The 14,095-nt window shown below is 42.3% G+C and carries 18 protein-coding genes and 1 pseudogene; 4 read left to right on the top strand and 15 right to left on the bottom strand.

Translation table 11 applies throughout. The features are described 5' to 3' along the window. Positions 1-3 precede the first annotated feature (3 nt). From JCM16418_RS02740 to JCM16418_RS02715, 6 genes are all read right to left on the bottom strand, one after another. On the bottom strand, positions 4-1,044 hold the full coding sequence (locus JCM16418_RS02740) for an ABC transporter substrate-binding protein (RefSeq protein WP_036645834.1): 1,041 nt from the start codon (positions 1,042-1,044) through the stop codon (positions 4-6). Positions 1,045-1,089: 45 nt separating this feature from the next. Continuing rightward, complete coding sequence (locus JCM16418_RS02735; RefSeq protein ID WP_036645832.1) at positions 1,090-1,422, bottom strand: 4Fe-4S dicluster domain-containing protein; 333 nt, start codon at positions 1,420-1,422, stop codon at positions 1,090-1,092. Next, complete coding sequence (locus JCM16418_RS02730; protein ID WP_036645830.1) at positions 1,419-3,026, bottom strand: FAD-dependent oxidoreductase; 1,608 nt, start codon at positions 3,024-3,026, stop codon at positions 1,419-1,421. The genes JCM16418_RS02735 and JCM16418_RS02730 overlap by 4 nt, the downstream gene beginning before the upstream one ends. Positions 3,027-3,054: 28 nt before the next feature. Then, positions 3,055-3,942 (bottom strand): ABC transporter permease, encoded by an 888-nt coding sequence (locus tag JCM16418_RS02725; protein ID WP_036645828.1) that lies wholly within the window; start codon positions 3,940-3,942, stop codon positions 3,055-3,057. 14 nt (positions 3,943-3,956) lie between these two features. Beyond that, on the bottom strand, positions 3,957-4,760 hold the full coding sequence (locus JCM16418_RS02720; protein ID WP_081765298.1) for an ABC transporter permease: 804 nt from the start codon (positions 4,758-4,760) through the stop codon (positions 3,957-3,959). Positions 4,761-4,859: 99 nt separating this feature from the next. Continuing rightward, entirely contained in the window at positions 4,860-6,314 is a 1,455-nt protein-coding gene (locus JCM16418_RS02715; RefSeq protein ID WP_036645823.1) for an aryl-sulfate sulfotransferase, read from the bottom strand. A gap of 270 nt (positions 6,315-6,584) precedes the next feature. On the opposite strand from JCM16418_RS02715, the gene JCM16418_RS02710 reads away from it, so the two are divergent. From JCM16418_RS02710 to JCM16418_RS02695, 4 genes and pseudogenes are all read left to right on the top strand, one after another. After that, positions 6,585-7,136, top strand: coding sequence for a bifunctional transcriptional activator/DNA repair enzyme AdaA (locus JCM16418_RS02710; RefSeq protein WP_052020003.1), 552 nt, complete (start codon positions 6,585-6,587; stop codon positions 7,134-7,136). 38 nt (positions 7,137-7,174) lie between these two features. Next, positions 7,175-7,711 (top strand): methylated-DNA--[protein]-cysteine S-methyltransferase, encoded by a 537-nt coding sequence (locus JCM16418_RS02705; RefSeq protein WP_036645821.1) that lies wholly within the window; start codon positions 7,175-7,177, stop codon positions 7,709-7,711. A 169-nt stretch (positions 7,712-7,880) separates the two neighbouring features. Then, positions 7,881-8,425 (top strand): annotated as a pseudogene (locus JCM16418_RS02700) (2OG-Fe(II) oxygenase). 12 nt (positions 8,426-8,437) lie between these two features. Continuing rightward, complete coding sequence (locus JCM16418_RS02695; RefSeq protein WP_036645818.1) at positions 8,438-9,256, top strand: SPL family radical SAM protein; 819 nt, start codon at positions 8,438-8,440, stop codon at positions 9,254-9,256. Positions 9,257-9,288: 32 nt separating this feature from the next. Here the strand turns inward: JCM16418_RS02695 and JCM16418_RS02690 are convergent, their stop codons facing one another. The 9 genes from JCM16418_RS02690 to JCM16418_RS02650 form a co-directional block, all read right to left on the bottom strand. Next, complete coding sequence (locus tag JCM16418_RS02690; protein WP_036645816.1) at positions 9,289-9,972, bottom strand: DNA alkylation repair protein; 684 nt, start codon at positions 9,970-9,972, stop codon at positions 9,289-9,291. A 12-nt stretch (positions 9,973-9,984) separates the two neighbouring features. Then, entirely contained in the window at positions 9,985-10,602 is a 618-nt protein-coding gene (locus JCM16418_RS02685; RefSeq protein WP_036645814.1) for a DNA-3-methyladenine glycosylase family protein, read from the bottom strand. 158 nt (positions 10,603-10,760) lie between these two features. Further along, positions 10,761-11,057 carry a hypothetical protein gene (locus JCM16418_RS02680; RefSeq protein WP_036645813.1) on the bottom strand — a complete coding sequence of 99 codons (297 nt, stop codon included), beginning with the start codon at positions 11,055-11,057 and terminating at the stop codon, positions 10,761-10,763. Positions 11,058-11,080: 23 nt separating this feature from the next. Next, the gene (locus JCM16418_RS02675; protein ID WP_036645811.1) at positions 11,081-11,314 is read right to left on the bottom strand and encodes a hypothetical protein; all 234 of its coding nucleotides are present in this window, start codon (positions 11,312-11,314) and stop codon (positions 11,081-11,083) included. Beyond that, positions 11,295-11,930, bottom strand: a complete 636-nt coding sequence (locus JCM16418_RS02670) for a pyridoxamine 5'-phosphate oxidase family protein (protein ID WP_036645809.1) — start codon at positions 11,928-11,930, stop codon at positions 11,295-11,297. The genes JCM16418_RS02675 and JCM16418_RS02670 overlap by 20 nt, the downstream gene beginning before the upstream one ends. A gap of 14 nt (positions 11,931-11,944) precedes the next feature. Beyond that, complete coding sequence (locus JCM16418_RS02665; protein WP_036645807.1) at positions 11,945-12,478, bottom strand: AAA family ATPase; 534 nt, start codon at positions 12,476-12,478, stop codon at positions 11,945-11,947. Further along, positions 12,475-12,756: a low molecular weight protein tyrosine phosphatase family protein gene (locus tag JCM16418_RS02660; protein WP_201769748.1), complete on the bottom strand. Its 282-nt coding sequence runs from the start codon at positions 12,754-12,756 to the stop codon at positions 12,475-12,477. Before JCM16418_RS02660 ends, JCM16418_RS02665 begins: the two co-directional genes overlap by 4 nt. 33 nt (positions 12,757-12,789) lie before the next feature. Further along, positions 12,790-13,260, bottom strand: a complete 471-nt coding sequence (locus JCM16418_RS02655; RefSeq protein WP_148298723.1) for a hypothetical protein — start codon at positions 13,258-13,260, stop codon at positions 12,790-12,792. After that, positions 13,235-13,960 (bottom strand): metallophosphoesterase family protein, encoded by a 726-nt coding sequence (locus JCM16418_RS02650; protein ID WP_036645803.1) that lies wholly within the window; start codon positions 13,958-13,960, stop codon positions 13,235-13,237. Before JCM16418_RS02650 ends, JCM16418_RS02655 begins: the two co-directional genes overlap by 26 nt. Positions 13,961-14,095 lie beyond the last annotated feature (135 nt).

The following is a 14,095-nucleotide window of genomic DNA, read 5'->3' as shown; positions in this document are numbered from 1 at the left end:
TTTCTATTTCAGTTGCCAATCACTAATTTTAAAATCTTTCTTTGCCAGCTTTTCTTTCACTAAAAAATCCTTTGTACCTTCCAGCAGCTTTAGCCCATCATCACTAAATGCTGACTCTTTAATATCACTGATTGGACTCACTTTTCTAGCCAGCTCAGGGGTTGTATCTCCAATTTTAGACATAAATGTATAGTACTCATCTTCATGCTGCTTCAGGTCAGCTAATGCTTTCCCCCGAGCTTCATTCCATACTTTTGCAAAATCAGGGAATTTCTCTAGGTAGGCATCTGATACAATCGTTACACCAGAACCCAGAAGATCAGGATGCTGAGAAGCATCATCTAAATGCGTGTAACCTTGATCAATAAGCTTTAGAGCAGGTACTCCTAGATTCGTCGTTGCATCGATATCTCCACGTGCCAAAGCCGCAGTAGCATCGGGAATTAACATATGAACAAGCTTATAGTCAGTTACACCCTCTTCTTGGAGTAACCCAACGACATAACGATGCATGAGAGAGCCTTTTTGAATCGCAATGGTTTTACCTTGCAGATCCTTGACTGTTTTGGGACCATTCTTTTTACCAATTAAATAAGATACTGTTTTAGCTGAAGTTTGTGAAATCAGATGTGTTTTTGCTCCGGAAGCATACGAAATGATAGCCGGGGTATCACCAAGCGTACCCACATCCAGTCGTCCACTAATGAGGGATTCTGTCTGATCTGGTCCATTCGGAAAACTGGTAAGCTTCACTTCTGTAATTCCATGTTTTTTAAGTTCCTCTTGAATGATGCCTTTGTAAAATCCCCAACCCTCTGCCCCTGCTGGTACATTTAGTTTATTAGAACCGACAAAACCAAAATTCAATACCGCTGGAATGTTACCAGCAGCTTCTGCCGTATTCTTCGCACCTGACTTCGCTGCTCCATCATTATTTCCGCAAGCCTGAAGAACCAATATAACAAGCATCATCACACTTACAAAAAGTACCGTTCGAGCCCTATTATTACGTCCTCGTTTATGATTTCCGAAAAGCTTTTTCATAGTTATATCTCCCCTTAATATCTATTTCTTTATACGTTTGATAGATTAAAAAATAGATCTAGCCGATAGTTTATAATGAAAATCATGACTCGCTACCGATGTTCTCCCCTTGCCCCATCCTACCTTTTCTCGGTACCCGCCAAGCAGCCCTTGATTCGTGAGTTCTTCCTCAGTCACACCCGTTAACCCATCTGGACTCGGTGCAACATAAATTGCGTCTACAGGACAATAAAGCTCACACATGAAGCAAGTCTGGCAATCACTTTGCCTTGCAATAACAGGAATACCATCATCCACCCGTTCGAACACATTCGTTGGACACACGGTTACACATTGATTGCATTCGATGCACTTCGTAGCGCTGATGAATTCAATCACAGCAGAACACGCTCCTTATTCACGGCTTCTGTCTTCACCCATATCTTGTCCAGACCCCCACTGATCAAACGATGATGCTGACTGTTGTCTGTTACTTGATAGTCCTCACGTTTATGCATGCCCCTAGTTTCTGTACGAGCAAGAGCAGAATGGTACATCCAACGAGCTGTTGCGGTCATTGCCTCAGCCTCACGTGCTTTGACTCCTTCTGGGCTGCGCTGAATTTCCCGGTTCCGCTGCTCCTTCCAGAGACCATCTAGACGGTTAAGTGACGAGGTCAGTCCTTGCTCAGTCCGAAACAAATTAAGCTGATAAGGCTTCACTTCATCCTGTACTGCCGATATATATTCTTCAGTTTTAGCTGCTGCACCAGGCCTCATTTCCTGACGAATTAGCGTTGAAGAAGAACAACCTACTGGTGAACGACGTGCCGCATATTGGCCGAGACTTTGTGTGTACGCAGCAGCCCCTTCTCCAGCAAAAGAACCTGATGACATTGCCCAAGCAGCATTGTGACTGCCTCCACCCGTGAAACCACCACAGATTAGCTCGCGTGTTGCCGCATCTCCTGCCGCATATAGGCCAGGAACTGCTGTTCCACAGCTCTCATTTGTAATATGAATACCACCGGTTCCACGAACGGTTCCTTCGAAACGAAGAGTTACCGGAAATGCTTGGGTGAATGGATCAATACCTAAGCGATCAAATGGAAGGAAGAAATTCGTTTGCGCTACCCGGAGCAGGGGCCTTAAATCTTCAGCTGCGCCATCCAATTTAGCAAACATTTGTCGTCCTTCGAGCAAATGACGTGCAAGGACGGAACGGCCCTTCTTCGAACTTGCTCCTTCTACAATACTTCCATCTTCGTGATAGAAACTGGCGTAACTGTAAAACGCTGTTTTGGTAACAGAAGAGAATGTTGGACAGATTGCATAAGCATTCGAAAACTCCATACCTGACAGACTTGCACCTGCTTCGGCTGCGAACAGATAACCATCTCCCGTTAAGACATTACAGCCAAGCGCCTTACTCAGAAAAGCACATCCGCCAGTGGCGATGACTACGGAACCCGCTTGTACGGTCCAAGTCTTACCGCTCTGTTTATGTACACCCGCCGCACCTGCTACACCATGCTCATCGGCAAGTAATTCGAGTGCCGGACTATGATCCAAAATTCTGACACCGGCTTTCTTTATCAACCTACGCATCAATTTCATATATTCTGGTCCTTGAAGACCTCTGCGATGCGGGTTACCCTGCTCATCTACAGGGAACGGATATCCGAATACTCCGAGCTTATTCATATTCTCATAGGTACGGTCAAGGACACGGTCCATCCAGCGATGTTCAGCCAACTGTCCCCCCATCAAGAATCGGCTTGCTTTAGCTTCCTCTCGTAGCTTCTCGTCAGGCTTTACATACCAGACGCCTGTTCCAGAGGGAGCGGTTGCTCCACTAGAACCGCAGTAGCCTTTATCAGCAAGCACAACGTTCACACCCTTCGCTGCTGCGGTAAGAGCAGCCCATGTGCCTGCTGGGCCACCACCAATAACCAGAACATCGGTCGTCAAGTTGAGCGACCCAACTTGTGCTACTTCACTCATGTGCATTGACCCCCTAAGATTTATTAGCCTAACCCTGATAACTATCTCGCCAGAACAAGAATTTGCGCTCAATGATACGGAAGAGAGAATCAATAAGCTTACCGACAATAGCGAATATAATAATACCTACAAAAATAACAGGCGTATTGGTATTCTGCTTTGCTTCATTAATTAGAAATCCAATCCCAGACTGAGAGCCAATCATCTCTGCGACAACAAGCCCAATCCACGCCACTGCTAGCGATAATCTTAATCCTAATAAAATACTAGGTAGCGCTGCTGGAAGAATCAGCTTACGTAATCTCTGATAAGGACTGAATCCAAGCACACGTGCCACTTCAAATAATTTATTTTCAACATTTCGAATACCCATAAAGGTATTAATATAGAGCGGAAAGAAAGATCCGCTAATAATGATAACGATTTTGGATACTTCACCGAAGCCAAACCAGAGGATGATTAATGGGGCAATCGCCAGATGGGGAACGATACGAAGTACCTGCACGCTCGGGTCTACCAGATATTCCGCACTACGAAATAATCCTGTTAATAGTCCGAATAACAAGCCCAGTATGCCTCCAATGAGAAAGCCAATCCCGGCTCTACCCATACTGACACTCAAGTGATGCAGGATCTCCCCGCTAACGGTGAGATCCACTAAAGCATTCAATATCGTTAGCGGCGTTGGCAGAAACTCTGCTGAAATCAGCCCGCTATTTCCTGCCAACTGCCAAATAACAATCGTCACTACAGGAATAACGGCGCCCAAACCCAGATCAGATAGAAGCGATTTCCACGCTGTATGCACCGAAGCTTTCTTGACCGTTGGGGTAACTACAGGAGCTGTCTCAATGTTATTCCTTACTTCCCTTACTGCTGTATTCGTATTAATAATGGCCTCTATTCCATCGCTCATGAGTTTTCCTCCTTCTAGCCCTGATAGCTGTCTTTCCATCTCAATAGGCGTCGTTCAATTAGGCGAACGATTGAATCACTAACCAGTCCAGCTATTGCGAACACAATAATACCTACGAATACGACAGGGGTATCTGCAAACTGACGCGCATCTGACATCATGTACCCGATACCTGAGGTAGATGCGATCAGTTCAGCGACGACTAGACCTAGCCAAGATAATCCAAGTGACAAACGGACACCGAGAATAATGTTCGGAACTGCCGCTGGAAGAACCAACTTTACAATCTGCTTCATCCGGCTGAATTCTAGTACACGAGCGACTTCGAAGAGCTTATTGTCCACACTACGAATGCCCACAAACGTATTGATATAGAGAGGGAAGAAAGCCCCTTTGGCAATAAGTAATACTTTGGACTCCTCCCCGATACCAAACCATAAAATGAACAGTGGTATAACTGCTAGACTCGGAATCATCCGGATCATTTGTAGAGAGGGATCCAGCATTTTCTCTGATCTACGAAATAAACCAACTAGAATTCCGAACAATAACCCCAATCCTCCACCGAGCAAGAATCCAGAAAGTGCCCTTACAACACTAATTCTAAGATTAGTCCACAAGTCACCTGAAACGCTCAGCGTTATAAAAGATTCAGCTATCGTAAGTGGCGTAGGAAAAAGCAATTCAGATATAACTCCATTTTGTCCAAGTATCTGCCACAGAAGGACTACACTACCTGGCAGAATCAATCCAAGTCCCAGTTTTGCGAGCTTACCTGGTCTCCTTGTCGTTCTTACGGCCGCAGTCCGATTGATCATGAACGCTCCCTCCTTCCTCTTCAAATAAACAAAGAAACTTCCGAAATGAATTACATTCAGGAAGTCTCCAATGGTATGGTCGACAAGATATGAAATTAATTATTCAGATTTAAGGCTATTGTTCTCATCCGTAGTTATTACACAAGCTGCTGCTTCTGTGAATGGCAGTGTTGTTACTACATTTACTATAGAATCCGATCCTTTAGGCGCTGCGCCGGGAACTCTGAACTCCGATACATCGATAGCCGCGATGGCCTTTTCTATCGGCTTCTCAAGTTGCGGTACCCATTCATATGGCACTCGGTATGAACGATAAACCATATTCGTATTTCTTTTGTCCGTATAAGGTGAAATATACTCCCAGACCAGTTCATGCTGAGCTGTTACCTCAAACAATCTCCCATTAGAGCCTTCCGTAATTAACGTGTTGCCGTTAGGTAGCCGCTGTGCCGAACTAATGTAGGGACTATAAAATTTGTAAGAATCCGTTGGTACGGAGAATCCCGCTTCTGCTGAGGTATATTGCCACTCGATAGCTAGCGTTACCGGATTAATCTCCAGAATTCTGGAGTGATCGCGAAGAGCGTTCTTTTGTCCAAATGGAGAGGATGGATTCGGAAGTCCATAGCCTCCCCAACCACCGTTATCAAACACTAATACATTTCCTTCTCCAGGTAACCCTTTCGGTATGATATGCGCATGATGCTGACCGATGATCCAGCCAATATGCTTTACTTCTGGTAAAGAGTAGTCAGGACCGAGTCTCCAGACGATGGCTCCGGTTCTTTTATCGGTAATCGCGATAATATTCGCTTCCCGAGCATCCCAGATGATATTGTCCGGATGGAATCGTTCATCACCAGCATCGTAAAATTTATTAGGTCCTACATAGGAAGCCGAATTGATATGCAGCCAGTCTCCGACTCCTCCACCTAGATTCCCGAAGGACCTTGTATTCGGATCACGGAATAATACATTCTTAGCCGCTTCATCGAATCCAAGCTCATTGAAATGATCATTAGGCGCCCACTCCCAAAGGATGTTCCCTTCCCAATCGACTTCAATAATCGTATCATCGAGTAGTATTTTATCTGAGATTTGAGGGTTACGCAGGTTCTTATGTGCAAGGATTAACGTGTTGCCACTGTCTGCCTTAGGTTCAAGACCTGGTGCATAATAGCCGACTGGATTGCCTTCGCGCTGATAATCATGATGCTGGCGGGCATACCATAGTGCTTCATAGCCAGGGTCTTCTATGTACTCATAACTGTTATATTTCCATACAATGTTGCCTTCAAAATCCACCTGCACTAAATCCACATTATCTTGAATACCGAATTTAGGATCTCTTCTACCTGTGCTTCCAAGCACGTATCCACCAGGTAATATCTTAGCGGGAAAACCGATCAAACCTTTCCACAAATGCACCTCTTTACCGTTCATATCGATCAATAATACACCATCGTTACCCGCTTCAAATACAGTGTACCCACTCCATGCCTTGTCCACGTTATACACTGTTGCTCCTGTCGGATAAATCGTTGAATGTCCCATCTTCATATCCCCCTTTTTCTTCTTAAAATAAACAAGGAGACTCCCGATGTAATGCTTTCAGGATCTCCATTTGTATGGTCGACGTATGAAATTGATTAATACTTATAATTCCGATTGATTAAATGTGATATAAACTTATCACGGACCCTTTTATCTGTCAATGGGTTAATTAACATTTTTTTGGCAATTTCGTTATCTTGCTTTTACATTCAAGAATACGTACAAATGACCCTTTCTAAGGTTATACTGTTCTCGTGGAGGTGTACGAAAATGAGCAGAACCATAACGGAGATACAGTGGCAAGCCGTTATCCGTAATGATGCCGCCTATGATGGTCAATTTTTCTACGCGGTACAAACGACGGGTATTTTTTGCAGACCGTCCTGTAAATCCAGGCCACCTAAAATTGAAAACATTCTTATATTTCAACATGCTGAGCAAGCACTGTCTGCTTCATACCGTCCATGCAAACGATGTAAGCCAACCGGCCAGCGCCTACCGGATGACGAGTGGATTACCATGGTAACCGATTATATACATATCAACTATATGAAAAAGTTAACGTTGCCTCTACTCGCAGATATATCTCATGGAAGTCCCTTTCACCTGCATCGGACTTTCAAAAGAATTCAAGGAGTCACTCTGCTTGAATATATTCAGCACATTAGAATGGATCGAGCTAAAGAATTGCTCCTGACTACGAAAGAATCTATTGCTGAGATTGGCAAACATGTTGGCCTGACCAACACGTCATACTTTATTACCTTATTCAAAAAAAGAACGGGTCAAACACCTTCAAGCTATCGTCAAATCGAGCACTAAAATCAATCAAACGATGACAAAGGAGAGTTATTAAATTTATGACAAATCAAGCGAATCCAGCGATCTATTGGACATTATTCACATATGAGGATTGGAACATGTATATCGCAGCGACATCTAACGGACTTAGTTATGTTGGTTCACAGAATCAACCCTTTGAAGAATTGGTAGCATGGTCAACTGCCCGCTTCCCTAATCATGTACTCATTCAGGATGATGAGAGGCTGAAGCCTTATGCCGTCGAGCTGACTGATTATTTACAGGGAACACGGAGGAACTTTACCGTGCCCTTCGACTTCCCTGGTACCGCTTTTCAACAAGTTGTATGGAATGCACTCTGCGAAATTCCTTACGGTGAAACAAAGTCGTATTCAGATATTGCCGAGCATATTCAAAGACCTGCCGCTGTTCGTGCAGTTGGTGCGGCCATTGGAGCAAATCCTGTGCTCATTACCGTCCCTTGTCACCGAGTAATTGGGAAGAGTGGCGCGTTAACTGGCTATCGTGGTGGGATGGACATGAAGACAAGATTACTTCAATTAGAGCAGGACGGAGTTCGTAAAGGAGGTTCGTAATATGCCAAGTCAGCTTGCTGAGAGCATGGGTAAATTGGATTGGAGTACTCTTCAACAATCACTTGATAGAATCGGATACGCCAAACTCCCCCCACTTTTATCAACAATAGATTGCAGGGAAATCATTGGAACATACGACTCACAGGAGCAGTTCCGTAGTACAATCAACATGGCCAGATACCGTTTCGGGATTGGAGAATATAAGTATTATGATGCTCCTCTCCCATCTTTGTTGCAAGAACTACGCGAAGGGCTATATCCTGAGCTAGCAAAAACAGCTAATCGCTGGCTTGAACAATTGAGACGTGAGGCGGAATATCCAGCCACATTAACAGAGTTTCTTCATGCCTGCCACGAAGAAAAACAAACCCGCTCAACGCCGTTAATATTGAAATATGAAGCGGGTGGTTATAACTGTCTACATCAGGATATATATGGAAAGGTATTCTTTCCGTTTCAGGTGGTATTTGCTCTTAGTCAACAAGGTGAAGATTACAACGGGGGAGAATTTCTACTTGTGGAACAGCGTCCGCGAGCCAGAGTCAAGGTCATGTCATCAACCTTGAACAAGGGGAAGGACTCATTTTCCCAACCCATTATCGTCCTGTACTTGGAACACGTGGTTACTATAAGAACACACTCCGCCATGGCATAAGCATAATTACGTCGGGAACGAGGTATAGTTTAGGGATTATTTTTCATGATGCGAAATAGAGGTGAACGAATATGCGACCGGAATACTTGTACACGAATCCAAAGACACTCCTGAATAAAGGTACTGGATATCTGTCTGGATACACCCACTCCCTAAATCCCTACACCGGTTGTTCATACGGCTGCTCCTATTGTTATGTACGCCAAATGCCAGTTAACACATTTCGGAATGCGGAATGGGGAACCTGGGTTGATATTAAGCAGGAGGCTGCGGTTATCTTTCAAAAAGAGTTACGGAAAGCCAAAGCCAAGGGGCCTGTTACTATCTTTATGTCATCGAGCACCGATCCATATCAACCTATTGAACAGAAGGAAATGGTCACGCGCTCTTTGCTTGAAGTCATGGTAGAATATCCACCTGATTTCTTATTCGTGCAGACCCGTAGCCCTTTTGTACGAAGAGATATTGATTTGCTGTTACGCCTTGGAGATAAAGTACGAGTAAGTATGACCGTAGAAACCGACCGCGAGGACATCCGCAAACATTTTACACCAAGTGCCCCTCCGATCCCTGCCCGACTACAAACGCTTCAGCTGTTGAAAGACGCGGGTATCCCCACACAGGCAACCATTGCACCTGTATTACCGAGTAGTGAAGAATTCGCGGAAAAGTTACATGATGTGGTAAGCCGTGTGTGTATCGATGATTACTTTATGGGTGATGGTAGTGGAGGGAAACGGACGAAGAGGCTGGGTATTGATGCTCTATATAAGGAGAAGGGACTAGAAGAATGGTATCGTCCTTCCGCCTACCGCCTTGTCTATGAGCGTTTGTTGAAGGTTTTTAACGAGGAACAAATATATATAAGTCAAAAGGGATTTGAACCCTAAAAATTTGAGATCTAAAGGATAATAAACCTGATTTATTTACGCTTCAAGCTGCGAATCCATTGCTTCGTTTCGGCGTCTACGCGGAATGACTCGGTTATTTTCTGCAACGCTTTATTGTAGGTGAATATGTCTAAAGAGTTTTTCAGAAAATAAGCACCTGTAGGCTCAGGTAATTTCACAAAGCAGATGGATAATGCCCATGCCACCGCCATTTTGACATAGTATCCTTCATGACTGATCTTGTCCAGCAGCTCGAGTACTCGGCTAATGTATTCCTCTTCAACATAGAAATCAAGGAGCATGACGACACCAAATCGGATATCATATTCGTTTGGAGACAAGAGATACGGCTGTATGAAGTCCCATACCCGCTCCATATTCGTCTTGGTAAACTTTAGCCCAGTACAAAAGCTATCGCATACCGACCAATTATTAATTTTAGGCACAAAATCCGCCACATATCGGAGGATTTCCTCGATATCTGTTTTGACATAACCAAGGACCATACCTTGGAGCATGACTTCCTCAAAATATTCCCCATCTGCCTGTTCAAGATAGGTACGGAAATCGCCTTTTGCAATGACCTTGGCTACCTTACGCAGCTCGGGTAAGCGCACACCCATGACATTATTAATATTCGGAATTAGGGATGCCGCATGCTTCTGATACGCTGGATCGCTTATTTCAATTAACTGTTCTCTAATCGTTTTCTCCATGCTTTTTACCTCTTATTCAAATGAAATTTCCCACAAGTAGATCGATGCAACGGAACCACAAGGTGAGTACCTGAGACGATACGCGTCAAACTGCTCCTTCGTGAGTGAAGGAAGTCCATATAATTTCATCATTCCACGCCGGATAGCAATATCGCCCCAACTCACAATGTCACGCCGCTCCATGGAATTAATTAGCATCATTTCAGCCGTCCATTTACCAATGCCGTTTAATGTTATTAGCCTTCTTATCACATCGGCATCAGATAATTCAAGTAACTCTTCTAGATTAAAAGCACCTTGTGTGATAGCCCCAGCAATATGCTGAATGCACACCGCTTTCCTCATCGTCATCCCGCATGCTTGAATATCATCAGCGGACTGCTTGGCTATATGCTGAGGAGTGATTTCCCCGAATCGGTTCTGCATTCGTTCCCAAATCGTACGAGTCGCTTTCGCAGAAATGAGTTGTCCCACAATTGCATGCATAAGAGCAGCGAATAGATCAGGGATGATGACACGCTCCACTCTACCCATCCGCTCCATCGCTGCTCCCAGCGTTCTATCGACACTTTTTAAATATTCAATTTCTTCTTCTCCATATTCAAAAAACTTCGTTAGCATGGTATGCAAGCTATAATCTCCTTATGTGTGTGATTCGCTTACCATTAGTATATCAGTGGCAGAACCTCCATGTAAGGATCATCGAATAGAACCGCAAGATAACGAAGCTCTGTTTAAAATACGATTCACGAAATCTGTCTTTCCCTCTGTATACGCTATGCGGTTATTCAACTCCACATAGGAACGAGTACTAATACATATGCTATGGTCATTAAACTTTTTGTTATGCCCCGACTCAGCTTCTTATTCTTATCTGATTTATACCAGCCACTGAACTGATAATAATTTCGATATAACACGATGGATACGATGATATTCCCCACTGCCATGCTCCAATGATTTATGGGATGTCCAAATATGAATTCATATAAAGACTTTTCTAGTCCTCCTAGAATCAAAACGGTCAGCACAAACAGAATACTTAGGCGAAACAGTTCTAATATAAAGGAACCTAATTTAAGCATTATGACTGCTGCCTCCTATTCACTTAAACTTTAAAAAATTGATAAATCAATGTGAGTCCTTCATCTAATTCTTCTTTTTCATAAAAATCAATGTTCCCAGAATCATAAATATTTCTCCAGAATTGTACCGCAGGCATGTTATTCGATAATTGACCAATCGCATATCTACCCGGGTGTGACTTAAACAGCTCATGAACAATGAAATATGGATCTAGACCTTCCTGCGCAATATATTGCTTAATATAATCGTTTCTCATAGCTTTCTTGTAGTGAAGATGCAACTTCTTCTTCACTTTTCCCTAACTTGTTAGCATGCTCACTAATAATTAAGGCAGCCCGAGGCAATGATTCTTTTAAAGGCCAATACTGTTCATTCCATAGATGTGATCTCTTAAATGCCTTCGCACAATGAATAAAGCATTCTTCGACTTCCACGGCTATTCCGATCACGGGCGTTTTACCTTGCGTGTCCATCATTGTCATGATCTCTTTATCCTTAATGATGCATGCGTGACCATTAATTCTTAATGTCTCTTCCAATCCTGGAATAATAAATATCAATCCGATCTGCGGATTCTCTACAATGTTTCGAAGTGAATCAAAACGTCGGTTTCCCGGGCGTTCTGGGATTACTAAATGCTTATCGTCAAGAACAAGGACAAACCCAGCCTCATCTCCACGCGGGGAGACATCACAATGCCCTGATGAGTCGCTGGTGGCAATAAATATAAGGGGCGCTTTTGATATAAAATCACGGCAATGCTTATCTAGGTATTGGATCAATTTATTGTTAACGAGCTCGCTTGGAGCACTAAACAATGCCCTCAACTCTTCCTCAGAACGAATAACGTCATTAAATATTTCCCGGGTCATATATACCCACCACCTTAAGCAAATTCTCCAATTCTCAACAAAATTAGATCAACAATTTCTTCCGTACTAAGTTGGTCCGTGTTGATATGCTCTGCGAATTTCTCATTATGTAAAGCTTCTGCACACTTTTTATTTTGCTCCAAAATCCATTTATTTTCTTGATCTCCTCGCGAGAGTAAGCGTTCTGCAATCGTTGCTTCAGATGTAATTAGAGAGAAGTGACGGAGATCTCGATCAATATTTTGTAATCCATTATATATGTAATCAAAACTATGTGGTTTATATAGTGTCATCGGTACAATGAAATGCTTATTATATTTCTTCTTCAGCTCACTTGCCGTATTCACGACTAATATCCTCCACAGCTCTAAATCCTGAAAATCATCTGTGCGCTCATCTTCTAGTTTAATTTCATCCGTAATGATATGCCTAAGCATATAGCCTATCGCTTCAGGATCGAATATCATACTATTCTCTATCCTAGAGTGAAGCATGTTCGCAGTTGTTGTTTTGCCTGAACCAAACGCACCATTAACCATAACGATCATAAGTTTACCTCCCAGGAAGGAAAATCAGTCCGAATATCTAGACATATCAGACGCTTTCCACTAACTTCCTGCGCAAACTTTTCTTTGATTCTACGCGTATGCTTTTTCTCCATTACAAAAATGATATCTGACCAACCGATATGTCCTGCGGTTACTTTAATCCTTGCATTTTCCTCAGTTCCTGCCGATCTAACATCATAAATGTTGTATTGTTCAAATATTTTCTCAGCCGTTAAGCTTCTCCATTTGTTCCTACTACATATGAACAGTAGCTTGATGGTAATCACCCTTCGTATTGCAAATTTATTCGTTTATTCAATTCGTATACAACAGTTCTCATAATCCAGAAATTCCAGATCTCGAACTGTTAGTTCATTCTTTTTAAATAGCATATTCGTAATCTCCTGAACTCCCTCTCCAAAGCATATAGACCATAGCTCAATCAGGATTCCGTCAGGCACTTGTTCTTCTATATATTGGTAAACTTGCTGTATATCCTTTGGAATTCTACATTCAAGCCAATACACGAACTTCATGTTTATATATTCTTCTAATCCATCAGGAGGAGAAGCACATAATGTAATATTTATGGCTTCTTCTTCCTCTCCATACCATATCTCTACGTCATCGTCCATTTCATCCCAAGGACCCAGTGGAACGTTTTTTAGTGTTTTGATATCTTTCACTTTCATTTTAACAATTCCAACCTCTGGTAAAGGTTGTTCAGATCCAATAAATCTATATAAGCTCATAAAATCATCCTTTGCTTTGCCTAGAATCAACCTTAAATTGTTTATAATTCAAATCATCGCTAATTTCCAAACCATTTAGCTGCATTCCATTTGAGCATCCGCCATCAATTCCAATCTTATCATCCGCAAACCAGATATCAGGTGTCCCATGAATATCCTTCGTTTTTGTATGACCAAATATAACTTTTTTATCAACCTTCGTTTTTTCATATATAAAAGGATCCTTAATATACATAAAATCTCTTAGCGGTTGTTCCTTCCAATTCTCATAAAGTGGATTTAGTCCAGCGTGCACATAAATATGGTTCTGATCTTCATAATAATATGTAAGACTTTCTAAAAAGGTAAGGTGATGTTTATATTCTTTGTTAATAATCTCTCTAGCAAGCCGCAATTTTTCTTCCTCCGTGGAGCTAGAAGTTAATTCAAGATAGCTATTCAAAGCTTGTATGCCACCATGCTCGTAAAACTTCCGCTCTTCGCTATGTCCCTCTTGACTCATAACATCAATAAATCTTTGATCATGATTTCCACGAAGAATGATAACGTTTCCTTCTTCAAATAATGTAATAACCAATTCGATAACGTCTTTACTCTTAGGTCCTTTGTCTACAAGGTCCCCAAGTATTATTAATTGATCTACATTGGCTTGATACTTCATATCATCTAGTAAATCCACAAATTCGTCATAACAGCCATGTATGTCACTTATAACTAAAGTTCTTTTCATTATCGCCCTTCCTTTCTTTTCGTTTGCTCATCAATTATTTATTTCCCTGCTTCTGATTCAGAAAAACTCTGGTAATTTACTAAAGTTCATACCAATTATTCCGACTGCAAAATATGTTAGAAAAATGATTATCAT

This window comes from Paenibacillus pini JCM 16418, from assembly GCF_000576305.1.
In the GTDB taxonomy this organism is placed as follows: domain Bacteria; phylum Bacillota; class Bacilli; order Paenibacillales; family Paenibacillaceae; genus Paenibacillus_AQ; species Paenibacillus_AQ pini.
The sequence above is the reverse complement of the archived record's forward strand: the minus strand, read 5'-3'. Positions and strand labels throughout refer to the sequence as shown.